The organism is Pelomonas baiyunensis (assembly GCF_043555935.1).
GTDB classification, from domain to species: Bacteria; Pseudomonadota; Gammaproteobacteria; order Burkholderiales; family Burkholderiaceae_C; genus Pelomonas; species Pelomonas baiyunensis.
The window spans coordinates 54,398-76,504 of record NZ_JBIGIB010000002.1; the positions used below are offsets into that span (position 1 = coordinate 54,398).

At 69.2% G+C, this 22,107-nt stretch carries 23 protein-coding genes; 17 read left to right on the forward strand and 6 right to left on the reverse strand.

Going from position 1 to position 22,107, the window contains the following annotated elements; genetic code table 11:
* Nucleotides 1-56 precede the first annotated feature (56 nt).
* Nucleotides 57-749, forward strand: coding sequence for a YceI family protein (locus ACG01O_RS06615; RefSeq protein WP_394382671.1), 693 nt, complete (start codon nucleotides 57-59; stop codon nucleotides 747-749).
* Here the strand turns inward: ACG01O_RS06615 and ACG01O_RS06620 are convergent.
* From ACG01O_RS06620 to moaA, 4 genes are read right to left on the reverse strand one after another with little or no spacing between them, the layout of a single operon-like run.
* Nucleotides 699-1,220, reverse strand: coding sequence for a GNAT family N-acetyltransferase (locus tag ACG01O_RS06620; RefSeq protein WP_394382673.1), 522 nt, complete (start codon nucleotides 1,218-1,220; stop codon nucleotides 699-701). The two genes, ACG01O_RS06615 and ACG01O_RS06620, sit on opposite strands and share 51 nt — an antisense overlap.
* A complete protein-coding gene (gene mobA, locus ACG01O_RS06625; RefSeq protein ID WP_394382674.1) occupies nucleotides 1,213-1,791 on the reverse strand; it encodes a molybdenum cofactor guanylyltransferase MobA in 579 nt (192 codons plus the stop codon). Before mobA ends, ACG01O_RS06620 begins: the two co-directional genes overlap by 8 nt.
* Nucleotides 1,788-2,078, reverse strand: a complete 291-nt coding sequence (locus ACG01O_RS06630; RefSeq protein WP_394382676.1) for a hypothetical protein — start codon at nucleotides 2,076-2,078, stop codon at nucleotides 1,788-1,790. The genes mobA and ACG01O_RS06630 overlap by 4 nt, the downstream gene beginning before the upstream one ends.
* A gap of 5 nt (nucleotides 2,079-2,083) precedes the next feature.
* On the reverse strand, nucleotides 2,084-3,205 hold the full coding sequence (gene moaA / locus ACG01O_RS06635) for a GTP 3',8-cyclase MoaA (RefSeq protein ID WP_394382677.1): 1,122 nt from the start codon (nucleotides 3,203-3,205) through the stop codon (nucleotides 2,084-2,086).
* 133 nt (nucleotides 3,206-3,338) lie between these two features.
* Between moaA and ACG01O_RS06640 the strand changes: the two genes are divergently transcribed.
* The 12 genes from ACG01O_RS06640 (at nucleotide 3,339) to paaZ (ending at nucleotide 14,655) form a co-directional block, all read left to right on the forward strand.
* Nucleotides 3,339-4,280, forward strand: a complete 942-nt coding sequence (locus ACG01O_RS06640) for a PfkB family carbohydrate kinase (protein ID WP_394382680.1) — start codon at nucleotides 3,339-3,341, stop codon at nucleotides 4,278-4,280.
* A 74-nt stretch (nucleotides 4,281-4,354) separates the two neighbouring features.
* Nucleotides 4,355-5,164, forward strand: coding sequence for an enoyl-CoA hydratase-related protein (locus tag ACG01O_RS06645; protein ID WP_394382683.1), 810 nt, complete (start codon nucleotides 4,355-4,357; stop codon nucleotides 5,162-5,164).
* The gene (gene paaI / locus ACG01O_RS06650; RefSeq protein WP_394382685.1) at nucleotides 5,164-5,601 is read left to right on the forward strand and encodes a hydroxyphenylacetyl-CoA thioesterase PaaI; all 438 of its coding nucleotides are present in this window, start codon (nucleotides 5,164-5,166) and stop codon (nucleotides 5,599-5,601) included. The genes ACG01O_RS06645 and paaI overlap by 1 nt, the downstream gene beginning before the upstream one ends.
* On the forward strand, nucleotides 5,598-6,908 hold the full coding sequence (gene paaK, locus ACG01O_RS06655; RefSeq protein WP_394382688.1) for a phenylacetate--CoA ligase PaaK: 1,311 nt from the start codon (nucleotides 5,598-5,600) through the stop codon (nucleotides 6,906-6,908). The genes paaI and paaK overlap by 4 nt, the downstream gene beginning before the upstream one ends.
* Nucleotides 6,909-6,917: 9 nt before the next feature.
* Complete coding sequence (gene paaA / locus ACG01O_RS06660) at nucleotides 6,918-7,922, forward strand: 1,2-phenylacetyl-CoA epoxidase subunit PaaA (RefSeq protein WP_394382691.1); 1,005 nt, start codon at nucleotides 6,918-6,920, stop codon at nucleotides 7,920-7,922.
* A gap of 10 nt (nucleotides 7,923-7,932) precedes the next feature.
* Nucleotides 7,933-8,220 carry a 1,2-phenylacetyl-CoA epoxidase subunit PaaB gene (paaB, locus tag ACG01O_RS06665; RefSeq protein WP_394382695.1) on the forward strand — a complete coding sequence of 96 codons (288 nt, stop codon included), beginning with the start codon at nucleotides 7,933-7,935 and terminating at the stop codon, nucleotides 8,218-8,220.
* Entirely contained in the window at nucleotides 8,220-8,984 is a 765-nt protein-coding gene (paaC, locus tag ACG01O_RS06670; RefSeq protein WP_394382697.1) for a 1,2-phenylacetyl-CoA epoxidase subunit PaaC, read from the forward strand. Before paaB ends, paaC begins: the two co-directional genes overlap by 1 nt.
* On the forward strand, nucleotides 8,978-9,448 hold the full coding sequence (paaD, locus tag ACG01O_RS06675; RefSeq protein WP_394382700.1) for a 1,2-phenylacetyl-CoA epoxidase subunit PaaD: 471 nt from the start codon (nucleotides 8,978-8,980) through the stop codon (nucleotides 9,446-9,448). The genes paaC and paaD overlap by 7 nt, the downstream gene beginning before the upstream one ends.
* Before the next feature lie 63 nt (nucleotides 9,449-9,511).
* Complete coding sequence (gene paaE, locus ACG01O_RS06680; RefSeq protein WP_394382702.1) at nucleotides 9,512-10,570, forward strand: 1,2-phenylacetyl-CoA epoxidase subunit PaaE; 1,059 nt, start codon at nucleotides 9,512-9,514, stop codon at nucleotides 10,568-10,570.
* A 160-nt stretch (nucleotides 10,571-10,730) separates the two neighbouring features.
* Nucleotides 10,731-11,342 (forward strand): TetR/AcrR family transcriptional regulator, encoded by a 612-nt coding sequence (locus ACG01O_RS06685; protein ID WP_394382705.1) that lies wholly within the window; start codon nucleotides 10,731-10,733, stop codon nucleotides 11,340-11,342.
* Between the two features lie 25 nt (nucleotides 11,343-11,367).
* Nucleotides 11,368-12,513: an ABC transporter substrate-binding protein gene (locus ACG01O_RS06690; RefSeq protein ID WP_394382707.1), complete on the forward strand. Its 1,146-nt coding sequence runs from the start codon at nucleotides 11,368-11,370 to the stop codon at nucleotides 12,511-12,513.
* A 93-nt stretch (nucleotides 12,514-12,606) separates the two neighbouring features.
* Nucleotides 12,607-14,655 (forward strand): phenylacetic acid degradation bifunctional protein PaaZ, encoded by a 2,049-nt coding sequence (gene paaZ / locus ACG01O_RS06695; protein WP_394382710.1) that lies wholly within the window; start codon nucleotides 12,607-12,609, stop codon nucleotides 14,653-14,655.
* Nucleotides 14,656-14,671: 16 nt separating this feature from the next.
* Here paaZ and ACG01O_RS06700 read toward each other — a convergent pair whose 3' ends face one another.
* Together ACG01O_RS06700 and ACG01O_RS06705 are read right to left on the reverse strand one after the other, a co-directional pair.
* Nucleotides 14,672-15,454 carry a hypothetical protein gene (locus tag ACG01O_RS06700; RefSeq protein ID WP_394382712.1) on the reverse strand — a complete coding sequence of 261 codons (783 nt, stop codon included), beginning with the start codon at nucleotides 15,452-15,454 and terminating at the stop codon, nucleotides 14,672-14,674.
* Nucleotides 15,455-15,554: 100 nt separating this feature from the next.
* Nucleotides 15,555-16,289 (reverse strand): C40 family peptidase, encoded by a 735-nt coding sequence (locus ACG01O_RS06705; protein ID WP_394382715.1) that lies wholly within the window; start codon nucleotides 16,287-16,289, stop codon nucleotides 15,555-15,557.
* Between the two features lie 231 nt (nucleotides 16,290-16,520).
* Here ACG01O_RS06705 and ACG01O_RS06710 point away from each other — a divergent pair, with 231 nt between their 5' ends.
* The 4 genes from ACG01O_RS06710 to ACG01O_RS06725 all read left to right on the forward strand — a co-directional run bounded on the left by ACG01O_RS06710 (nucleotide 16,521) and on the right by ACG01O_RS06725 (nucleotide 21,953).
* Nucleotides 16,521-18,419, forward strand: coding sequence for a propionate--CoA ligase (locus tag ACG01O_RS06710; protein WP_394384184.1), 1,899 nt, complete (start codon nucleotides 16,521-16,523; stop codon nucleotides 18,417-18,419).
* 39 nt (nucleotides 18,420-18,458) lie between these two features.
* The gene (locus ACG01O_RS06715; RefSeq protein WP_394382718.1) at nucleotides 18,459-19,265 is read left to right on the forward strand and encodes an AraC family transcriptional regulator; all 807 of its coding nucleotides are present in this window, start codon (nucleotides 18,459-18,461) and stop codon (nucleotides 19,263-19,265) included.
* 167 nt (nucleotides 19,266-19,432) lie between these two features.
* Nucleotides 19,433-19,906, forward strand: a complete 474-nt coding sequence (locus tag ACG01O_RS06720; protein WP_394382721.1) for an SgcJ/EcaC family oxidoreductase — start codon at nucleotides 19,433-19,435, stop codon at nucleotides 19,904-19,906.
* 70 nt (nucleotides 19,907-19,976) lie between these two features.
* A complete protein-coding gene (locus ACG01O_RS06725) occupies nucleotides 19,977-21,953 on the forward strand; it encodes a M3 family metallopeptidase (protein ID WP_394382723.1) in 1,977 nt (658 codons plus the stop codon).
* Nucleotides 21,954-22,107 lie beyond the last annotated feature (154 nt).

The following is a 22,107-nucleotide window of genomic DNA, read 5'->3' on the forward strand; positions in this document are numbered from 1 at the left end:
GGCTTTCGCGCGCCAGGTGGCCCGCACCGGGCCTGACTCCAAGGAATTCCCCTGAAATGCACGCATCTTGGCGCCTGATGTATCGCCACGGGTTGCCGGCCCTGGCGCTGGTGACCCTGGTGGCCTGCACGGCCACGCCCTCCGTGCCGCCGGCGCGGTTGGAAGCCGCGCCGGCGGCTGCGGCCGCCAACGCGCAGCCGGACGCCACCGCCGGCTTGCGGGTGTGGGTGTTCCGCGCGGGGGCGGCGGCGCATTTGGGACACAACCATGTGATGCGGGCGGGTGACCTGCGGGTGCAGTGGCCGGCGGCTGGGCCGGTGCTGCGGTTCCGGCTGGATGCGTTGGCGGTGGACCCGCCGGAGCTGCGGGCAGCGGCGGGCCCGGCATTTGCCAGCGTGGTGGACGACGACGCCCGAGCCGGCACGCGTGCCAACCTGCTGCGGGCGCTGGAGGCGCAAGCGCACCCCGAAGTGGTGGTGCGCACGCTGCAGCAGCGCGGCGAAGGCCCACGGCGGGCGGTGGAGGTGGAGATCGAACTGCACGGCGTGACGCGCCGGCAGTGGCTGGCGGTGGAGGTGCAGGGGCGCCGCGCGCACGGCGTGGCGGTGGTGCGGCAATCCGACTTCGGGGTGCAGCCGTTCAGCGTGCTCGGCGGCTTGCTGGCGGTGCAGGACGCGCTGGTGGTGGAGTTCGACCTGCTAGAGCCCGAGCCGCATCAACTGCTTGGTGAGTTGCCGCCCGTCCGGTAGCCGCACCGCGTCGGGCAGGCTGCCGTAGCAGACGAAGCCCTGGCTCTCGTACAGGCCCACGGCGGCGCGGTTGCCGGCGGTGACGCTGAGTGTGACCTGCGCCAGACCCGGCGTGGCCCGCAGCCGAGCCAGCGCTTCGAGCAACAGCGCACGGCCGATGCCCCGGCCGCGGTGGGTGTCCGACACCATCATGCCGATGAGATGGGCCACGTGCTGCACCTTGCGCCGAGGCTCGCGCTCGCAGGTGATGGCGCCCACCAGCCGTGCGCCGTCCAGCGCCACCAGCGTGAACAGCGTGGCGCCCTGGCTGCCCCCAGCCAGGCGGCTGCGGTAGCTGGCGATGTCGCGCTGGGCCTCGGTTTCGGCGTCTGACGTGAAGGCCTGCGGGTGCCCGGCCAGCATCGCGTCGCGCAGCGCCTTGTAGGCCATGAGGTCGGGCTCCAGCAGCGGGCGCAAAACGAGGTCAGCCATGGGCGGGCGGGTGCAGGTCGGTCAGGTGGTTGAAGTTGACGAAGGCGCCGGGCGCGTTGAACTGCGCCACGCCGTGCGGCTGGCTGCGCATCCAGCGCAGCACCGCATGTTGCCCTTGCGCCAGTGCCGCGTCGAGCGTGGCGCGGTGCCGGGTGTGCAGCAGCGCGTGGGTGGGGTGCTCGCGCTCGGCCTGCACGAAGGCCAGGCCATGCGGCAGCGCAGCGGCCCAGAGGCGGGCGGCCAGGTCGGACGGCAGCTGGGGGCTGTCGCACGGAACGGTCAGCAACCAGGTGTCGTCGGGCACGGCGAGCAGCCCGGCCAGCATGCCCGCCAGGGGGCCGGCAAAGGCGTAAGCGGGCGGGTCCGGCAGCACGGGCACGCCGAGCGCGGCGTAAGCGTCCAGGTGGCGGTTGGCGCTCACCATCAGCGACTGCACCTGCGGCGCCAGGGCATCCAGCACATGCGCCGCCAGCGGGCGCCCGTGCCAGGGTTGCAGGCCTTTGTCGACGCCGCCCATGCGCGTGCCGCGGCCGCCGGCCAGCACCAGGCCCACGATGGGCGCGGGCGTCACGGCGGGGGCTCGCCCGGCGCGCCGGGAAACGCGTCGGCGTCTTGCCGCGGGCCTTGCATCACGGCGGTCACCCAGCAGCCGATGAGCCAGGTCAGCACCATGCTCAGGCTGAACAGCTGAGCGCCGGCCACGATGAAGTCGATGAGCAGCTGCGAGCGGTGCGGGTCCGGGTGCAGGCCCGGCTGAAAGAAGCCTTTGGCGGCCTCGCCGACCAGCCAGGGCAGTGCCACACCGGCCACCACGGCCCACAGGGCGAGGCGGCGCAGGCGGGGCGTGAACCAGGCCATGACGGTCAGCCGCCGATGTAGTGCATTTCCACGCGCCGCTCGCCGCTGGGCGCCTGGCCTTGGCCGCGCAGTTGCGAGTAGCGGTCGCGCCGCTGGCCCCACAGGCCGGCAATCGCGCCGGCCAGCTGGTCGTCGGCCAGCGCGTCGGGGCTGCGCAGCAAGTGCCGAAGGTCCGTGCCGCGGGTGGCGAACAAGCAGGTGTAGAGCCGCCCTTCGGTCGACAGCCGGGCGCGGTTGCAGTCGCCGCAAAAGGCCTGTGTGACTGAGGAAATGAAGCCCACCTCGCCGCGGCCGTCGGCATAGGCCCAGCGCTCCGCGGTTTCACCGGCAGCGCTGGGCGACAGCGGCGTCAGCGGGAACTCTGCGGCAATGCGCCGCTGCACCTCGGCGCTGGGCAGCACCTGGTCCATGCGCCAGCCGTTGGTGGCGCCCACGTCCATGTATTCGATGAACCGCAGCACGACGGCGCCGCCGTGGTGCTCGCGGAAGTACCGCGCCATGGGCAGGATCTGGTGGTCGTTGACGCCGCGCTGCACCACCATGTTGACCTTGATCGGCCCGAGACCGGCCGCTTGCGCGGCGGCGATGCCGTCCAGCACGTCGGCCACGGGGAAGCCGACGTCGTTCATGCGCTGGAACACCGCGTCGTCCAGCCCGTCCAGGCTCACGGTCAGGCGTTGCAGGCCGGCCGCGCGCAGGCCCGCTGCTTTTTTGGCCAGCGTGGAGCCGTTGGTGGTGAGGGTTAGGTCCAGCGGGGTGCCGTCGGGCTTGCGCAGCGCAGCCAGCATGCGGATGAGTTCGTCCAGCCCGCGGCGCAGCGTGGGCTCGCCGCCGGTGATGCGCAGTTTCTCCACGCCCAGGCTCACGAACACGCGCGCCAAACGGGTGATCTCTTCAAAGCTCAGCAGCTCGGCGTGCGGCAGGAACTGGTGGTGTTTGTCGAACACCTGCTTGGGCATGCAGTAGCCGCAGCGGAAGTTGCACCGGTCGGTGACCGAGATGCGCAGGTCGCGCAGGGGCCGCCCCAAGGCGTCGGCCAGCAAGGGGCCCGGCTGCCAGCCCGGCGCCGGCACCTGCAGCGGGGCGGCGGGCGGGTGGAAGGTCAGGGGCACTTCGCGTGAGCTCATGCAGTGATTCTCACTCTGCGCTGGCGGCCTTGCGCTTAGCAGGACTTGCGCGGCGCCGTCATCGTCAGGCTTCAGGATGCCGCCACGCGGCTGCGCTTGCCAGCGGCCCGGTCCGCCCGGTTGAATGGCGCGCATGCCCGCAGTACTGCATGCCGACCTTCCGCGCTTCGTTGCCTTCGGCGAAGCCCTCACGCAACTCACCCGTGTGGGGCCGGACCTCTGGCGAAGCAGCTGCGCCGGCGCGCCATGGCGGGTGGCGGTGGCGCTGTCCAGCCTCGGGCAGTTGAGTGCCTTTGCCGGTGCGGTGAGTCAGGAGCCCTTCGGCACGGCGCTGTGGCAGGCCAGCCAGGATGCCAACCTGGACCTGCGCTTCCTGCAGCAACTGCCGCGCGCGCCGTTGTTGGCGGTCCTTCACTCGGTGCAGCCGCCGCACTGGGAGTTGATCGGCGACGACAGCGCCGACCTGCACTTTCGCCCCGAGGGCCTGCCGCAGGGCTGGACGCGGGCGCTGCGCTGGGCGCATTTCGGCAGCCTGGGGCTGGTGCGTCGCCCGCTTGCCGGGCGGCTGATTGCGCTGGCTCAGGCGCTCAAGGGGGAAGGGCGGCTGATCAGCTACGACCCGGGCTACCGCGGCCTGCCCATGGACTCCAACTACGACGAGACGCTGGAGCTGATGTGCCGTATGGCTGATCTGGTGCGGCTGTCAGAGGCGGACCTGCGGGGGCTGTTCCGCGTGGGGGATGTGCGGTCGGGCCTGGCTCAGATGGCGGCCTGGAACCCCACCGGCTGGCTGCTGCTGACCCGGGCTGACGGCAGCGCCACGCTGTACCACGGGGTGCAGGAGTGCCACGGCCAGCCGCCGCCGCACGCCCTGGGCGACACCGCCGACATGGGCGACGCCGTGCTGGCCGGCTTGCTGGACAGCCTGATGCGCGACGCCGGAGCGCCGGCCGCGCAGCACCTGCGCTGGGCGCTGGCTGCCGGCGCGGCCGCGTGCAGCGTGACCGGCTGGGTGCCGCCGCGCGCCGCAGTGGCCGACGGGCTCGCCTCCAGCGTGCGCATGACGCCGGACTAGGGTTTGCCCGCGGGTCTCTTGATCCAGGTCAAGGGGGCTTCTACGATTAACCGACCGGTCGGTAGAGAAATCCCATGTCCGAAATGTCCTCCCTGATCCAGATCGAGCAACACGGCGCCGTGCGCCTGCTGCGGCTGAACCGCCCCGAGGCGCTGAACGCCTTCACCACGGGCCTGTTGGCCCAGCTGCGCCAGGCCCTGGACGCGGCGGCGGACGACCGCGAGGTGCGCTGCGTGGTGCTGACCGGCGCGGGCCGCGGCTTCAGCGCCGGGCAAGACCTGGGCGACCCGCACGTGGCGCCCAGCCGCGAACCCGGCACGCCGCCCAAGGACATCGGCCACCTGCTGGACCATTTCTACATTCCGCTGGCCCGGCGCGTGCGCAGCATGCCCGTGCCCGTGGTGGCCGCGGTGAATGGCGTCGCGGCCGGCGCGGGCGCCAGCCTGGCGCTGGGGTGCGACCTGGTGCTGGCGGCCGAGAGCGCCAGCTTCATCCAGGCGTTTTCCAAGATCGGGTTGATTCCGGACTGCGGCGGCACCTGGCTGCTGCCGCGCCTGGTGGGCCGCGCCAAGGCGCTGGAATTGGCGCTGCTGGGCGACAAGCTCAAGGCTGCGGAGGCGCAAGCCCTGGGCTTGATTTCCCGCGTGCTGCCGGACGCTGAGCTCATGGATGCCGCCATGGCCACCGCGCAGAAGCTGGCGTCCATGCCCACCCGCGCGCTGGTGGCCACGCGCAATGCGATGGACGAAGCGCTCAAGCTCGACTTCGACACCGCCCTGCAGCGTGAGGCCGTGCTGCAAAGCCAGATGGGCTTTGCCTACGACTACCTCGAAGGCGCTGCGGCCTTCCTGGACAAGCGCAAGCCCGCCTTCAAGGACCGCTGATGGACGCGCAAGCCGTTGCCGACCGCGTTCGCGACGTCATGGTCGCGGACGACGCCGCGAGCCGCATGCTGGGGCTTCACGTGGCCGAGATTTCGCCGGGGCGTGCCGTGGTGACCATGACGGTGCGCGCCGACATGCTCAACGGCTTTGCCATCTGCCACGGCGGGCTGATCGCCACGCTGGCCGATTCGGCCTTCGCGTTCGCCTGCAACAGCCGCAATGCGCTGACCGTGGCTTCGGGCTTCGGCATCGACATCGTCAAGAGCGCCAAGCTGGGCGACGTGCTGACCGCCACCGCCAGTGAGACCTCGCTGGCCGGCCGCACGGGCCTGTACGACATCACCGTCACCAACCAGCACGGCGAGCTGATCGCCATGTTCCGCGGCCGCTCGCACCGGCTGGGTGACCGCCAGGTTTTCGATCAAGGACAAGCATGAGTGCCAAAGCCCCGATCCGCGTTCCGAAGCCGGGCGAACTGGACCCGATCGAAACCGCCAGCCGCGATGAGTTGCAGGCCCTGCAACTGGAGCGCCTGCGCTGGAGCCTGCAGCACGCCTACGACCACGTGCCGCACTACAAGGCCGCGTTCGATGCCAAGGGCGTGCACCCGTCGGACCTCAAGACGCTGACCGACCTCTCCAAGTTCCCCTTCACCACCAAGCACGACCTGCGCGCCAACTACCCGTTCGGCCTGTTCGCGGTGCCGCGCGAGCAGATGGCCCGCATCCATGCGTCGTCGGGCACCACCGGCAAGCCGACCGTGGTGGGCTACACGCTGAAAGACATCGACAACTGGGCGAATCTCGTCGCGCGCTCCATCCGCGCCTCGGGCGGCCGGGCGGGTGATCTGGTGCACGTGGCTTACGGCTATGGCCTGTTCACCGGCGGGCTGGGCGCGCACTACGGCGCGGAACGCCTGGGTTGCACGGTCATCCCGATGAGCGGCGGCCAGACCGAGAAGCAGGTGCAGCTGATCACCGACTTCAAGCCCGACATCATCATGGTCACGCCCAGCTACATGCAGGTGCTGATCGAGGAGTTCCGCCGCCAGGGGCTGGATGCGCGCGAGTCGTCGCTGAAGATCGGCATCTTCGGCGCCGAGCCCTGGACGGAGGCCATGCGGCGCGATATCGAGCAGGGTGCCGGCATCGACGCGGTGGACATCTATGGCCTGTCTGAAGTGATGGGCCCGGGTGTCGCCAACGAATGCATCGAGAGCAAGGACGGCCCGGTCATCTGGGAAGACCACTTCTACCCCGAGATCATCGACCCCGAGACCGGCGAGGTGCTGCCCGACGGCAGCGAGGGCGAACTGGTGTTCACCTCGCTCACCAAGGAAGCGATGCCCGTCATCCGCTACCGCACGCGCGACCTCACGCGCCTGCTGCCGCCCACGTCGCGCAGCATGCGCCGCATGGGCAAGATCGTCGGCCGCAGCGACGACATGCTGATCATCCGCGGCGTGAACCTCTTCCCCACGCAGGTGGAGGAGCTGGTGCTGCAGGAGCCGGGCCTTGGCGGCCAGTACCAGCTGGTGGTGACGCGCGACGGCCACCTGGACGAACTCGTCATCCGCTGTGAGCTGGCGCTGGGCGCCACCGACGACGGCATTGGCCAGCGCCTGGCTGAACGCATCAAGAACCTGATCGGCGTGAGCGCCAAGGTGAGCGTCGAACACCCCGAATCCATCGAACGCACGCTGGTGGGCAAGGCCCGCCGCGTGGTGGATCAACGCAAAAAGTAAGGAGCCTGCATGTACACCCAAGCCATGGATCTGATGGCGCGGGAAGCCAAGCCCAAGGTCGTCAAAAGCGCCGAGGAGCTGGCCCGCGAGCAAGCCTTTGAAGCCCGCATCGATGCCGGAGACTTCATCGAGGCCAAGGACTGGATGCCCGAGCACTACCGCAAGACGTTGGTGCGCCAGATCAGCCAGCACGCGCACAGCGAGATCGTCGGCATGCTGCCCGAGGGCAACTGGATCACCCGCGCGCCCACGCTCAAGCGCAAGGCGATTCTGCTGGCCAAGGTGCAAGACGAAGGCGGCCACGGCCTCTACCTCTATGCCGCTGCCGAGACGCTGGGCACCAGCCGCGACGAGATGACGGCGGCGCTGCTGAGCGGCAAGGCCAAGTACAGCTCCATCTTCAACTACCCCACGCTGACCTGGGCCGACATCGGCGTCATCGGCTGGCTGGTGGACGGCGCGGCCATCATGAACCAGGTGCCGCTGTGCCGTTGCTCGTACGCCCCGTACGCGCGGGCCATGATCCGCGTGTGCCGCGAGGAAAGCTTTCACCAGCGCCAGGGCTACGAGAGCCTGCTGGTGATGATGCAAAAGGGCACCGCCCAGCAAAAAGCCATGGTGCAGGACGCCGTGAACCGCTGGTGGTGGCCGGCGCTGATGATGTTTGGCCCGGCGGACAAGGATTCGCCCAACTCCGAGCAAAGCATCCGCTGGGGCATCAAGCGCGTCACCAACGACCAACTGCGCCAGAAGTTCGTGGACGCGACCATTCCGCAGGCCGAGATCCTGGGCGTGACCGTGCCCGACCCGGACCTGAAGTGGAACGCCGAGCGTGAGAGCTACGACTTCGGCGCCATCGACTGGGCCGAGTTCTGGCGCGTGGTGGGCGGCGAAGGCCCCTGCAACCGCGAGCGCCTGGCCGCGCGCAACAAGGCCTGGGACGACGGCGCCTGGGTGCGCGACGCGGCCATGGCCCACGCCAAGAAACAAGCCACCAAGGCCCAGGCGGCCTGAAGGAGACGAGATGAGCAACAACGAATGGCCGCTGTGGGAAGTGTTCGTCCGCAGCAAGGCGGGCCTGGACCACAAGCACTGCGGCAGCCTGCACGCGGCCGACTCGGCCATGGCCATCCAGATGGCCCGTGACGTCTACACCCGCCGCCAGGAAGGCACAAGCATCTGGGTCGTGCGCTCCGAGCAGATCGTCGCCAGCGACCCGGTCGAGAAGGGCAGCCTGTTCGAGCCGGCCGATGACAAGGTCTACCGCCATCCCACCTTCTATGAGCTCCCTGAAGAGCTCAATCACATGTGATGGACGCCCGCCTCAACTACGTCCTGCAACTGGCGGACAGCTGCCTCATCCACGCCCAGCGCCTGGGCGAGTGGTGCGGCCATGCGCCGGTGCTGGAGGAAGACCTCGCCCTGTCCAACATGGCGCTGGACCTGCTGGGCCAGGCCCGTGCGCTGCTGACCCACGCGGGGCAGATCGAAGGCGCCGGCCGCGATGAAGACCAGCTGGCGTTTCTGCGCGACGAGCGCGACTACCGCAATCTCGTGCTGGTGGAGTTGCCCAACGCCGCCGCCAGTCCGAGCGACGGCGCAGGCGGCCGCGACTTCGCGTTCACCACGCTGCGCAACGCGGCGGTCTCGATTTGGCTGGAGTTGTTGTACGGGCGCCTGCAGGCCAGCGCCGACGCCGAACTGGCCGGCATTGCCGCCAAGTCGCTGAAGGAAGTGCGTTACCACCGCCAGCACAGCAGTGACTGGGTGGTGCGCCTGGGCGATGGCACGGCCGAATCGCAAGCCCGCATGCAGGCGGCGCTCGCCGTGCTGACGCCGTACTTCAACGAACTTTTTGCGGCCACCGGCGTGGAGGGCGTGGGCCCGGCCTGGGCCGATCTGGAGCCTGAATGGCGCGCGCGCTGGGCCACGTTGTTGGCTGAGGCCACGCTCACGCCGCCACGCGACAGCGCCATGCAGCCGCAAGGCATCCACGGCATCCACAGCGAGCACATGGGCCACCTGCTGGCCACCATGCAGCACCTGCAGCGCGCCTACCCCGGGGGCGTGTGGTGAATCTGGACCTCGCCCGCGCCAAGCTCGCCGCCGTGCCCGACCCTGAAATCCCGGCCGTGAGCCTGGTGGAGCTGGGCATCGTGCGCGACCTGCGGGCCACGGCAGCGGGCCTGGAGGTGGTGCTCACGCCCACCTACAGCGGCTGCCCGGCCACCGAGTTGATTGCCGACGATGTGCGCGCGGCGCTGGCCGAGTTCGGCCCCGTGACGGTGACGCTGCAACGCGTGCCCGCCTGGACGACCGACTGGATCACGACCGAGGGCCGCGAAAAGCTGCAGCAGTACGGCATCGTGCCGCCGCAGTGCAGTGCGGAGCAGGCCATCCGCGTGGTGCCGCAACTGCGCTGCCCGCGCTGCAGCGGTGGGCAGACCGAGCAGCTGTCCCGCTTCGGCTCCACGCCGTGCAAGTCCACCTGGCGTTGCATCGCGTGCGGCGAGCCCTTCGAATACTTCAAGCCCATCTGATGACCTTGCGGGACCGACCGATCGAGCAAAGCGAGTAGCTCCGTCCCCACCTGACTGCGACTTATGGCCCTCCACTTTCACCCCCTGCGCGTGACTTCGGTCGAGCGCGACACCGACGATGCGATGGTTGTCGGCTTCGAGGCTCCGCCCGAGGGCTTCGGCTTTGAGCCGGGCCAGTACCTCACGCTGCGCACCACCCTGGCCGGCCAGGAGCTGCGCCGCAGCTACTCCATCTGCTCTGACCGTGCGCTGAAAGTCGGCATCCGGCGCGTGGACGGCGGCGCGTTCTCGACCTGGGTGCACGAGCAGCTGAAGGTGGGCGATGTCATCGAGTCCTACCCGCCGCAGGGCCGATTCACGCTGCCGGCCGCGCAGGGCGGGCGCCACGTGCTGTTCATCGCCGGTGGCTCGGGCATCACGCCCATCCTGAGCCTGCTCAGCGCCTTGCTGGATCGGGAGCCGCAGTCGCGCGCGACGCTGATCTACGCGAACCGCCGCACCGCGTCGACGATGTTCAAGGAAGAACTGGAAGACCTGAAGAACCGCTTCATGACGCGCCTGTCGCTGCACCTCGTGTTCAGCCGCGAGGCGGTGGACGCGCCGCTGTATGGCGGCCGCCTGGACGCCGGCAAGCTCAGCGCCTTCCTGGCCGGTGCCGTGCCGGCCGCCAGCGTGGATCAGGTCTACGTGTGTGGCCCGTTCGAGATGAACGACCAGGCCGAAGCCGCGCTGCTGGGGTCGGGTGTGCCCGCAGAGCGCATCCACATCGAGCGCTTCGGCACGCCGCAGTCGCTGAGCGGCCAAGCCGCGCCGCACGAAGTCAAGCCGGGTGATGCGCCCGAGGCCCGCGTGACGGTCATTCGCGATGGCATCGCCCGCGAGATCGCGTTCCACGCCGGTGACCCCAGCCTGCTGGACGCCGCCGCCCGCGAGGGCATGGACGTGCCGTTCTCGTGCAAGAGCGGCGTGTGCTCCACCTGCCGCTGCAAGCTGGTGGAAGGCCGGGTGCGCATGGACAAGAACTTCGCGCTGGACAAGGACGAGATTGCGGCCGGCTTCATCCTCAGCTGCCAGGCGCATCCGCTGACCGAGCGGGTGGTGATCAGTTTCGACGAACGGTAGAAGCTATGAACGAACCCCACACGCCCGCTCATCCCGCCGCAACGTCGCCGCTCGGCGTGGCAAATGCTCGCCGTAGCCCCAGCGACGGCTGCGCTTTGCGCCTTGATTGGCGCCGCCGGGACGGTCTGCTCGGCCGCGCGGTGTCCGTCCACAGCTTCTAATGGCCCGCAAACGCGCCCCCGGCTTTGAAGCCCAACGCGAGGACATGCTCGCCGCGGCGGCCCAGCTGTTCGCCACGCAGGGCTTCAGTGCCACGTCCATGAACCAGGTGGCCGAGGCCTGCGGCGTGGCCAAGCCGACGCTGTATCACTACTTTGAAGACAAGCAGGCCTTGCTGGCCCAGATCTGCGACGCCCACGTGCACGACCTGTTGACGCTGGTGGAGGAGGTGCGTGCCCAGGCCCTGGCACCCCAAGCCCGGCTGCGCGCACTGATCGAGCGCTTCACGCTGGCTTACGCCGATGCGCAGGACGAGCACCGTGTGCTGACCAGCGAGATCAAGTTCCTGGCCGAAGCCGAGCGTGAGCGCCTGCTGGACGTGGAGCGGCAGGTGGTGGGCGAGTTCGCGTCCACCATCGGCCAGGTGCGGCCGGAATTGCACGAAGCCCGGCTTCACAAACCGCTGACCATGCTGCTGTTTGGCATGATCAACTGGACCTTCACCTGGTTGCGGCCGGACGGCGAGCTCTCGCACGAGACGCTGGCCAGTCTGGTGAGCGACCTGTTCTTTGGCGGCCTGGGTGCGGTGCAGCCGCCCGCCCCGGCACCTTGACGATTCACCCTGAGGAGACGAGACCATGAAGAAGCTGCAGCAAATGACCGTGGCCCTGGCCGCCACGCTGGCCCTGGCCGCGCACGCGGACATCAACGTCGGCGTGACCGTGTCGGCCACCGGCCCGGCCGCCTCGCTGGGCATCCCCGAGAAGAACACCGTGGCGCTGATGCCCACGACGCTGGGCGGTCAGAAGGTGAACTACATCGTGCTGGACGACGCGTCCGACACCACCACCGCCGTGGCCAACACCCGCAAGCTCATCACCGAGAGCAAGGTGGACCTGATCATCGGCTCCACCGTCACGCCCAACTCGCTGGCGATGATTGACGCCGTGTCGGAGAGCGGCACGCCCATGATCTCCATGGCCGCCTCAGCCCGCATCGTCGAGCCCCTGGACGCCAAGAAGAAGTGGGTCTTCAAGACCCCGCAGAACGACATCATGATGGCCCTGGCCATCGTGACCCACATGGTGGACAACGGCATCAAGACCGCCGGCTTCATCGGCTTTGCCGACGCCTACGGGGAAGGCTGGTGGGGCGAGTTCAACAAGATCGCCGCTGCCAAGAAGCTCAACATCGTGGCCAGCGAGCGCTACAACCGCACGGACACCTCCGTCACCGGCCAGGTGCTCAAGCTCGTGGCCGCCAAGCCCGACGCCATCCTGATCGCCGGTTCGGGCACGCCCGCGGCGCTGCCGCAGAAGGCGCTGAAGGAGCGCGGCTACGCCGGCAAGATCTACCAGACGCACGGGGTCGCAAACAACGACTTCCTGCGCGTGGGCGGCAAGGATGTGGAAGGCACGCTGCTGCCGTCGGGCCCGGTGCTCGTGGCCGCGCAATTGCCGGCCGACCACCCGGTGAAGAAGAGCGCGCAGGATTACATCGCCAAGTACGAGGCCGCGCACGGCAAGGGCAGCGTGTCCACCTTCGGTGGCCATGCCTGGGACGCCGGCCTGCTGCTGGCTGCGGCCGCCCCCGAGGCGCTGAAGAAGGCGCAGCCGGGCACGCCGGCCTTCCGCGCCGCGCTGCGCGATGCGCTGGAGAACGTGAAGAACCTGGCCGGCGCGCACGGCGTGTTCAACATGTCGGCCGGTGACCACCTGGGCCTGGACCAGCGCGCCCGCGTGATGGTGCAGATCGAGAACGGCACCTGGAAACTCATCAAGTAAGCGGGGCGGCCGGGCGCCGCCTTCCGCAGAGAACGGCCCTGCGGGGCCGTCCTTTTTTCGACCGGGCTGCATGAGCGGCCGAAGGAATTCGACATGGCAGTTGCCACACTTCAGAGTTACATCGCTGGCCGCTGGGTCGGCGAGCGCGCGGCCAAGGCGCTGACCAGCGCGATCAACGGCCGCACGGTGGCCCACACCCACGAGGAAGGGCTGGATTTCGCTGAGGCCATGGCCTTTGCTCGCGGCACCGCGCTGCCCGGGCTGCTGCGCACGCACTTCCAGGACCGCGCCCGCGTGCTCAAGGCGCTGGCCACCTACCTGATGGAGCGCAAGGAGCAGCTCTACGCCATCAGCGCCCACACCGGCGCCACGCGCAGCGATTCGTGGATCGACATCGAGGGCGGCATCGGCACGCTGTTCGCGTACGCGTCCATCGGCGGCAAGGACCTGCCCAGCAGCAACGTGCTGCATGAAGGGCCGCCGATGCGGCTGGGCGCCAACAACCACTTCATCGGCAGCCACGTGCTGGTGCCCAAGCGCGGCGTGGCGTTGCACATCAACGCCTTCAACTTCCCGATGTGGGGCATGTTGGAAAAGTTCGCGCCCAGCTTCCTGGCCGGCATGCCCTGCCTGGTGAAGCCCGCCACGGCCACCAGTTATGTGGCCGAGGCCTGCGTGCGGCTGATCGTCGAGTCCGGCCTCGTGCCGGCGGGTGCGCTGCAGCTCATCATCGGCGGCACGGGCGACCTGTTCGAGCGGCTGGATGAAGCCGACGTGGTGACCTTCACCGGCAGTGCCGACACCGCGCTGATGCTGCGCGCCCACCCCAATTTGCTGAAGAAGAGCATTCCGTTCAACGCCGAGGCCGACAGCCTGAACTGCGCCATCCTCGCGCCCGACGTGACGCCGGACGACCCGGAGTTCGAGCTCTTCATCAAGGAAGTGGCCCGCGAGATGACGGCCAAGGCCGGCCAGAAGTGCACGGCCATCCGCCGCACGCTGGTGCCGCGCCACCTGACCGATGCGGTCGCGACGGCCTTGAAGGCCCGCCTGAGCAAAACCGTGGTGGGCGACCCCGCCGTGGAAGGCGTTCGCATGGGCGCGCTGGCCAGCAAGGCCCAGCAAGCCGACGTGGCCGAGCGTGTGGCGCAACTGGCGAAGAACTGCGAGTTGCTGCTGAGCGAGCGCGACGGCTTTGCGCCGAAGGGTGAAGGTGTGGGCGAGGGCGCCTTCTTCGCGCCCACGCTGCTGCTGGCCCGCGACTCGGCGGCCAGCGACGCCCACCACCTCGAAGCCTTCGGCCCGGTGACCACGCTGCTGCCGTATGGCGATTTCGACGAAGCCCTGCACCTGGCCACGCTGGGCCGGGGCAGCCTGGTGGGCACGGTGTGCACCAAATCGCCGGCTCTGGCCGCGCAGGCGGTGCCCACGTTCGCCGCCTGGCACGGCCGCATGCTGGTGCTGGACCGCGAGGCCGCGCTGGAGAACACCGGCCACGGCTCGCCGCTTCCCAAGCTCAAGCACGGCGGCCCAGGCCGCGCGGGCGGGGGCGAGGAACTCGGCGGCCTGCGCGCCGTGAAGCACTACTTGCAGCGCTGCGCGGTGCAGGGTTCGCCGACGATGATTTCAGCCATCACTGGCGAGTACCAGCGCGGCGGTGCGGTGACGGAGAGCGAAGTGCATCCGTTCCGCCGCTACTTCGAGGACGTCGAGGTCGGCATGAGCCTGCTGACGCACCGCCGCACGGTGGGCGAGGCGGATATCGTGGCGTTTGGTGGCCTGTCGGGCGACTACTTCTACATGCACTTCGACGAGGTGGCGGCGAAGGAATCGCCCTTCGGCCAGCGCATTGCCCACGGCTACTTTGTGTTGTCGGCCGCGGCGGGCTTGTTCGTCAGCCCGGCGCCGGGCCCGGTGCTGGCCAACTACGGGCTGGAGAACCTGCGCTTCGTCACGCCCGTGGCCATTGGCGACACCATCCAGGCGCGCCTGACGGCCAAGCGCAAGATCGACCGCCCGCCGCGCGACGACCAGCCTGCGCAGGGCGTGATCGGCTGGGACGTGGCCGTGACCAACCAGCGCGGCGAGCTGTGCGCGAGCTACGAGATCCTGACGCTGGTGGCCAAGCGCGTGGCGGGCTGATGCACGCGCCGGGGCGTCAGGGCAGCAAGCCCTGGCGCATGCGCGGCGACAAGAACCGCTCCAGCAGCGCCAGGTAGGCGCCGCTGCGCCGCATCTGCTCGGCAGCGCGGCGCAACGGCTCGATGCAGCCCTCCGGCGTGGCGGTGGACAGGTACATGCCGATGTCCACCGGGTCGCCCAGGTCCAGGTCCAGCATCTGCACCTCGCCCGACCACTGCGCCTGCTGCAGCGCCGATTCATACACGGCAGGCAGCCCCAGCGCCCCGGCACTGCGGCCGGCTTTCATCATGCGCACGGCCGTGCCCTGGTCGCTGACGATGTGGATCTTGCCGGCGCGGGCCAGGCCTTCGGCCCAGGCGTCGAAGCGCGAGCCGAACTGCTGGCCGCGCACCAGGGTGAGCGGCTGATCGAAGGCGGTCAGGTCTTGAACCTGCTGGGGCGTGATGGGGTTGCGGCGAGGCAGGATCAGCAAGGGCTTCACCCGCCCCAGCGGCAGCAGCCGGCCCCAGGCGTCGCGCTCGTCGCTGCGGGATGCCATGGGCAGCACGTCGACGCGGCCGGCCTTGAACTCGGTCACCGCCCGCATGCGTGGCATGTCGGTGCGAGTCCACTGCACGCCGCTGCGTTGGGCGAGCTCGTCCAGCAAGGCGTCGGCCGCCCGCTCCAGCGGTGCGTCGGCGCGTGAGGGCTGCAGCGAGGTCATCGCCACCGTGAGCGGGCGAGGGCAAGCCTGGGCACCGGCCGTGTGCGCCAGCGCCAAGCCCAGGGCTCCCACAAGGATCGCAAGGCAGCGATTCATGTCGCCATGATGCCCGGCGGAGCTGAACGTTGTCTGAAGTCCTTGCGGCCCGTTGCAGCTGATCGCAGCCGGGGGCGTGGGCGGCAGGCGCCCGACGCAGTCAGCGCGCCGATTCGGCGGCTTGCAGGTCGGCGCGGCGCGCGCCGGTGAAGCGCTTGGCCCAGTAAGCGTCCCGCATGTCTTCCACGCGCACGGCGCTGCCGGTGCGGGGGGCGTGGATGAACTTGCCTTCGCCCACGTAGATGCCCACGTGGCTGAACGTGGCGCGCATGGTGTTGAAGAACACCAGGTCGCCGGGCTTGAGTTCGTCTTTGCGGATGGCGGCCAGGCTGCTGTCTTTGGCTTGCTCGTCGGCGCGGCGCGGCAGCACCAGGCCCACGCTCATCTCGAAGATGTGGCGGGTGAAGCCGCTGCAGTCGAAGCCGTTTTCCACCGAATTGCCGCCCCGGGTGTAGCGCACGCCCAGGAAGTTCATGGCCGACAGCACCAGATCCGACGCGGTGTCGCGCACGCTGGCCAGCAGGCGGGACGAGGCGCCTTGCTCGGTGCTGTTCAACAGGCCGCGCTCGCTCAGGAAGCGGGTGACGGCGTCTTGCGCGGTGGCCGGCTTGGCCGGTGCCGTGGCCGGGGTGGCCGCAGCGGTGGCGTTGCGCTCCGGCGCGGCTTGTTGGTGCTGCTGTTGCTGCTGCAGGCTCTGGCCGTAGGCGCCCATCATGGTGCCTGGCGGCGGCGTGGTGGCCGCCTGGGCCACGCCCTGCGCCTGCGCGGCGCAGCCCACCACCAGCAGACAGGCTGCGGCGGTGCGCTGAAGCAGGGAACGGGGGGCCAGGAACATTCGGAACGCGGAAACCAGGAGCCAGGGGCGGGCCGCAAGCGGTCGCGGTAGCAGGGGGGTGAAAGCGGTGCGCAGGTTAGGGGGCAGGCCCGGCACCGTCAACCAAGGGGGGAGCCAAACCGTCGATTTTGAGGGCAAACCCCGGCTTCGCGAGCGGCGAGGTCGGTGGAAACCCTTGATTTTCTCACGGCTGCGACGGGGTCAGACTGATGTCAGTGGGCCAAGCCCACACTGGCCGGTATGACGACCTACGCCGACTTCCACCGCCGCAGCCTCACCGACCGTGACGCTTTCTGGGCCGAGCAGGCCCGTCGCATCGACTGGCAGACCCCGCCGCAGCAAATCTGCGATGTGAGCCGGCCGCCGTTTGCGCAGTGGTTCGTGGGGGGCACCACCAACCTGTGCCACAACGCGGTGGACCGCCACGCGGCGCAGCGGCCGGGCGATGCGGCGCTCATCTGGGTGTCCACCGAAGTCGGTCAGGAAATCGTCTACAGCTACGCGCAACTGCTGGCCGAGGTGGAAACCATGGCCGCCATCCTGCAGGCGCAAGGGGTGGGGCAGGGCGACCGGGTGCTGATCTACATGCCCATGATCCCGGAGGCGGCGTTTGCGATGCTGGCCTGCGCGCGCATCGGCGCCATCCACTCGGTGGTGTTCGGCGGTTTTGCGTCGCACAGCCTGGCCAGCCGCATTGACGATGCCAGCCCGAAGCTCATCGTCAGCGCGGATGCGGGCAGCCGGGGCGGCAAGGTCGTGCCCTACAAGCCGCTGCTGGATGAAGCCATCACGCTCGCCGCGCACAAGCCGGCCAGCGTGTTGATGGTGGACCGTGGCCTGGCCGCATTCACGCCCGTGGCGGGCCGTGACCTGGACTACGCCGCCCAGCGCACCCAGCACGCCGGCACCCGCGTGCCGGTGGCCTGGCTGGAAGCCAACGAGATCAGCTACACGCTCTACACCAGCGGCACCACGGGCAAACCGAAGGGCGTGCAGCGCGATGTGGGCGGCTACGCCGTGGCCCTGGCCACGAGCATGGACTACATCTTCGGCGGCAAGGCCGGCGAAACCTACTTCTCCACCAGCGACATCGGCTGGGTGGTGGGCCACAGCTACATCATCTACGGCCCGCTCATCGCCGGCATGGCCACGCTGATGTACGAGGGCCTGCCCATCAACCCGGACGCCGCCATCTGGTGGAGCCTGGTCGAGAAATACAAGGTCACGGTGATGTTCAGCGCCCCCACGGCGGTGCGCGTGCTCAAAAAACATGACCCGGCCTTGCTCAAACGCCATGACCTGTCGTCCCTGCGTGCGCTCTTCCTCGCCGGCGAGCCGCTGGACGAACCCACGGGCCGCTGGATTGCCGAGGCCCTGGGCGTGCCCATCGTCGACAACTACTGGCAGACCGAAACCGGCTGGCCGCTGCTGACGGTGGCCAACCACATCCCGGGCGTGGACCCGGTGCCCACGCGCTTCGGCTCGCCCGGCATGCCCATGTACGGCTACGACGTTCAGCTGCTCGACGAGCAAACCGGCCAACCCTTGAGCGAGCCCAACCAGAAGGGCGTGTTGACCATCGCCCACCCCTTGCCGCCGGGCTGCCTGCAGACGGTGTGGGGCGACGACGACCGCTTCGTGCGCACCTACTGGAGCAGCGTGCCGGGGCAACAGGTGTACTCCACCTTCGACTGGGGCCTGCGCGACGCCGATGGCTACACCTTCATCCTCGGCCGCACGGACGATGTCATCAACGTGGCCGGCCACCGGCTGGGCACGCGCGAGATCGAGGAAAGCATCTCCAGCCACGCCGCCATTGCCGAAGTGGCGGTGGTGGGCGTGGCCGACCAGCTCAAGGGGCAGGTGGCCATCGCGTTTGCGGTGCTGCGCAACCCCGAGCAGGCGTCGCCGGCCTTGGAAGGCGAGGTGATGAAGCACGTGGACGGCCAGCTCGGCGCTGTGGCCCGCCCGGCGCGGGTGCACTTCGTCAGCGTGCTGCCCAAGACCCGCTCGGGCAAGCTGCTGCGCCGCGCCCTGCAAGCTGTGGCCGAAGGGCGCGACCCGGGCGACCTCACCACCTTGGATGACCCGAACGCGCTGGCCCAGGTGAAGGCCCTGCTGGCCCGCTGAGCGCCGGTCTATGCTGTCAGCCTGTTTGCGCTGACAGCCATGCTGAACTACCGCCAAGCCCCGCCACCGCCCGCCCTGCAGGGCGTGGTGGCGCGGTTCTCGCAGCGGCGCTGTGTGGACGCGCAACACCACATCCCGGCCTTCGGGCTGCCGGCCCGGCTGGACCGCTTCATCGAGTTCTACCTGGGCGAGCCCGTGCGCGTGGCCGTCGACGCCCAGGCCCCCGTGGCCGCGCCAGACATCGTGCTGGTGGCCCCGCACACGCGGCCTGGCAAGCGGCTGCACCTGGTGGGCGATGTGGACACCTTCACGGTGCATTTCGAGCCGACCGGGCTGCACCGGTTGTTTGGCCTGTCTTTGCAATCGCTGGACAACCTGGCTGTGCCGGCGAACCAACTGGTGGGCCCGGGGGTGCTGGAGCTGCGCGACCGCTTGGCACGGGCCCACGGCTTTGAGGCGCGGGTGCAGGCGGCCAGCGGTTGGCTGCTGGAGCGGCTTGCCAGCTCGCGGCCGGCCGACGCGCTGGACCGGGCGGTGGCCGCCTGGCGGCTGGAGGATGGCGTCGCCCCCGTGGCCACCTGGGCGTGCCGCCTGGGCTGGAGTGAGCGCCACCTGCACCGCAGGTTTCTGGAGCGCACGGGCCTGTCGCCCGCATTGCACGGCCGGCTGCTGCGCTTTCAGGCGCTGATGGCCGCGCATGCGCGAGCCCCGCAAGCCGCGTTGACCACGCTGGCCCTGGAGGCCGGCTACTTTGACCAGTCGCACTGCATTCGCGACTGCCGGGCCTTCACCGGTGAAGCGCCCCGCGCGTTTCTGAGCCAGTGGCCCGATCTTGGGCGCGCCTGACGGCGGGCGGGCATGTCCGGTTTGTGCAATCCGACGGCGGCGTCGGGGCCTAGGGTGCAGGCCTGTGTTCACCGTTGCGGAGTCTTGCCATGCACTTGCCCGGTCGCCGGCGCTGGATTCAGCACCTGAGCCGCCTTGCCGCCTTGCCTTTTGTTGGAGCCCTGCCCATGTCTGCTGCCGCTGCCCCATCCGCTGCGTCTCCCAACGCTTCGTCTCTGGCCGGTGTGGAACCCCCGGTCGCGCGCTTGTTGCAGGTCATGGAAGACACCTGGAACGCGTCGGACATGGATGCGATGTTTGCCGTGGCCACGCCCGACATCCATTGGGTCAATGTGGTGGGCATGCACTGGCAAGGCCACGCCGATGTGAAGAAGGCGCATGCGGTGTTCTTCGACGTGATGTTCCGCGGGGTGCCTCTGAAGCTGGAGGCGGTGGAGCATGTCAAGGCGTTGCCCGGCGGCGTGCGCCTGCTGGTGGTGCGGTGGTGGCTGGGGGCATACACCACGCCCTCGGGTGAGCCGCGGCCCGCGTCGCACAACCGCATGTCCATCGTGGCCGTGCCGGGCGACGACGGCCTGCGCATCAGCCACGTGGCCAACATCGAGGTGAATCCGTTCGCCGCACGCCACAACCCGGTGTGACGGCCAGCCGGGCGCTTCGCGCGGCCGCAGAATCGCGGCCTTCCCACAAGGAGACGCGATGAGTCCCGCGATGAAACCCGTTCTTGCCCTGTTGGCCGCCCTGGCCTTCGGCGCAGTGGCCCAAGCCCAGGCCCAACCTCGCCTGCCGGCTCCCAATTTCCCCAGCTTCGGCTCGCCCGCCGATGTGCAAGCCGCGTGCGACACCGGCCTGAAGGGCGCCCAGCAGCGCGTGACGCAGCTGGAAAAGCGCAAGCTCGACGCCGGCTGGCTGGCGGCGTTTGATGACCTGACGGTCTACTTTGAAGACCACCAGGGGCCGGTGGACTTCGTGCTGAACGTGCACCCCGACAAGGCGGTGCGCGATGCGGCGCAAGCCTGCTCGCTGCGCTGGGCGGATTTCAGCTCCAGCCTGGGCCAGAACGAAAAGCTCTACCGCGCGCTGCAAAAGGCACCGCGCAAGGACGCCATCGACGCTGAACTGGTGCGCCTGGCTTCGGGTCAGTTCGAGGACAGCGGCGTGGCCCTGCCCAAGGCCAAGCGCGAGCGCGCCAAGCAGATCCTGAACCGCCTGACCGAGCTGGACCAGCAATTCGGCAAGACGCTGCGCGATGCCGGCACCCGCGTGCCCTTCACCGTGGCCGAACTCGAAGGCGTGCCGGTGAGCGTGTGGGAAAAAGCCCCGCGCAACGACCAGGGCCGGCTGATGTTGGGCGTGGACTACCCCAGCTACGTGCCCGTGATGCGCAGCGCCGTGAACGGCGAAACCCGCCGGCGCATGTGGCTGGCCAAGACGAACGAGGGTGGCCAGGGCAACCTGGATGTGCTGGCCCAGATCGTCACGCTGCGGGGCGAGTACGCGAAGCTGTTCGGCTTCAAGGACTACGTGGACTTCAACCTGCGCCGCCGCATGGCCAAGGACGGTGCCACGGCCACGCGCTTCCTGGACTCTGTGACCGGCGCCGTCAACGCGCGAGAGAAAACCGAGCTGGAGGAACTGCGCGCCGCCAAGGCCCAGCACCTGGGCACGCCGCTGGAGCAAACGCAGGTGGAGCGTTGGGACGCCACGTTCTACAGCGAGCGCGTCAAGCTGCAGAAGTTCAGCGTCGACCAGAACGCCTTCCGCCCCTACTTCCCGCCGCAGGCGAGCCTGGAGTTCGCGCTGCACGTGATCGAGAAGCTCATGGGCGTGAAGTACGAGCGCGTGGCCAACACGCTGTGGCACAGCGAAGCCCAGACCTACGTGGTGAGCGACGCGGCCTCGGGCCAGGCCATCGGTCAGCTGTACGTGGACCTGTACCCGCGTGACGGCAAGTACAACCACGCCGCCGTCTGGCCGCTGCGTGGCAGCGCCACGCGCATCGGTCGCACCCCGGTGGCGGCGCTGGTGGTCAATTTCGACCGCAACGGCCTGACGCTGGACGAGGTGGAAACGCTGCTGCACGAGTTGGGCCACGCGGTGCACGTGAACCTGTCCAAGACCCGCTATGCCGCCACCGCCGGCACCACGGTGATGCACGACTTCGTCGAAGCGCCGTCGCAAATGCTGGAAGACTGGGTGTATGACAAGAACGTGCTGAAGCTGATGCAGGACGTGTGCCCCACCTGCAAGCCCGTGCCCGACGCCATGGTGGCGCAGGCGGTGGCCGCCAAGCAGTACGGCAAGGGCGGTCAGTTCGGCCGCCAGCACCTGTACGCCAGCTATGACCTGGCCCTGCACCAATCGGCCAAGCCCGAGCCGCTGCCGCTTTGGGCGCAGATGGAAGGCGCCACGCCGCTGGGCTACGTGCCGGGCACGATGTTCCCCGCCGGCTTCGCGCACATCGCCGGTGGCTACGGCGCGGGCTACTACGGCTACCTCTGGAGCCTGGTGGTGGCCATGGACCTGCGCACCGCCTTCGCGGCTGACAAGCTGAGCCCCACGGTCGGCCAGCGTTACCGCGAGCTGGTGCTGGGGCAGGGTGCGCAAAAGCCCGCACCCGCGCTGGTGAAAGACTTCCTGGGGCGTGAGTCCAACTCGCAGGCCTTCTTCGAGTACCTGAAGAAGTGAACTGAACCGCCGGGAATGCAACAAGGGCCTTCGGGCCCTTTTTTGTTGCCTGTGCTGGGTGCGGGGCGAAGCCGGGCGAGGGTGCGGTGTGGTGTGGTGTGGTGTGGTGTGGTGTGGTGTGGTGTGGTGTGGTGTGGTGTGGTGCCGTGGGCGC

Excerpts from the sequence above, each read along its gene's own strand:
- ACG01O_RS06615 (WP_394382671.1), top strand. The coding sequence starts at position 57 with ATGCACGCATCTTGGCGCCTGATGTATCGCCACGGGTTGCCGGCCCTG.
- ACG01O_RS06620 (WP_394382673.1), bottom strand. The coding sequence starts at position 1,220 with ATGGCTGACCTCGTTTTGCGCCCGCTGCTGGAGCCCGACCTCATGGCC.
- ACG01O_RS06630 (WP_394382676.1), bottom strand. The coding sequence starts at position 2,078 with ATGGCCTGGTTCACGCCCCGCCTGCGCCGCCTCGCCCTGTGGGCCGTG.
- moaA (WP_394382677.1), bottom strand. The coding sequence starts at position 3,205 with ATGAGCTCACGCGAAGTGCCCCTGACCTTCCACCCGCCCGCCGCCCCG.
- ACG01O_RS06640 (WP_394382680.1), top strand. The coding sequence starts at position 3,339 with ATGCCCGCAGTACTGCATGCCGACCTTCCGCGCTTCGTTGCCTTCGGC.
- ACG01O_RS06645 (WP_394382683.1), top strand. The coding sequence starts at position 4,355 with ATGTCCGAAATGTCCTCCCTGATCCAGATCGAGCAACACGGCGCCGTG.
- paaI (WP_394382685.1), top strand. The coding sequence starts at position 5,164 with ATGGACGCGCAAGCCGTTGCCGACCGCGTTCGCGACGTCATGGTCGCG.
- paaK (WP_394382688.1), top strand. The coding sequence starts at position 5,598 with ATGAGTGCCAAAGCCCCGATCCGCGTTCCGAAGCCGGGCGAACTGGAC.
- paaA (WP_394382691.1), top strand. The coding sequence starts at position 6,918 with ATGTACACCCAAGCCATGGATCTGATGGCGCGGGAAGCCAAGCCCAAG.
- paaB (WP_394382695.1), top strand. The coding sequence starts at position 7,933 with ATGAGCAACAACGAATGGCCGCTGTGGGAAGTGTTCGTCCGCAGCAAG.
- paaC (WP_394382697.1), top strand. The coding sequence starts at position 8,220 with ATGGACGCCCGCCTCAACTACGTCCTGCAACTGGCGGACAGCTGCCTC.
- paaE (WP_394382702.1), top strand. The coding sequence starts at position 9,512 with ATGGCCCTCCACTTTCACCCCCTGCGCGTGACTTCGGTCGAGCGCGAC.
- ACG01O_RS06685 (WP_394382705.1), top strand. The coding sequence starts at position 10,731 with ATGGCCCGCAAACGCGCCCCCGGCTTTGAAGCCCAACGCGAGGACATG.
- ACG01O_RS06690 (WP_394382707.1), top strand. The coding sequence starts at position 11,368 with ATGAAGAAGCTGCAGCAAATGACCGTGGCCCTGGCCGCCACGCTGGCC.
- paaZ (WP_394382710.1), top strand. The coding sequence starts at position 12,607 with ATGGCAGTTGCCACACTTCAGAGTTACATCGCTGGCCGCTGGGTCGGC.
- ACG01O_RS06700 (WP_394382712.1), bottom strand. The coding sequence starts at position 15,454 with ATGAATCGCTGCCTTGCGATCCTTGTGGGAGCCCTGGGCTTGGCGCTG.
- ACG01O_RS06705 (WP_394382715.1), bottom strand. The coding sequence starts at position 16,289 with ATGTTCCTGGCCCCCCGTTCCCTGCTTCAGCGCACCGCCGCAGCCTGT.
- ACG01O_RS06715 (WP_394382718.1), top strand. The coding sequence starts at position 18,459 with ATGCTGAACTACCGCCAAGCCCCGCCACCGCCCGCCCTGCAGGGCGTG.
- ACG01O_RS06720 (WP_394382721.1), top strand. The coding sequence starts at position 19,433 with ATGTCTGCTGCCGCTGCCCCATCCGCTGCGTCTCCCAACGCTTCGTCT.
- ACG01O_RS06725 (WP_394382723.1), top strand. The coding sequence starts at position 19,977 with ATGAAACCCGTTCTTGCCCTGTTGGCCGCCCTGGCCTTCGGCGCAGTG.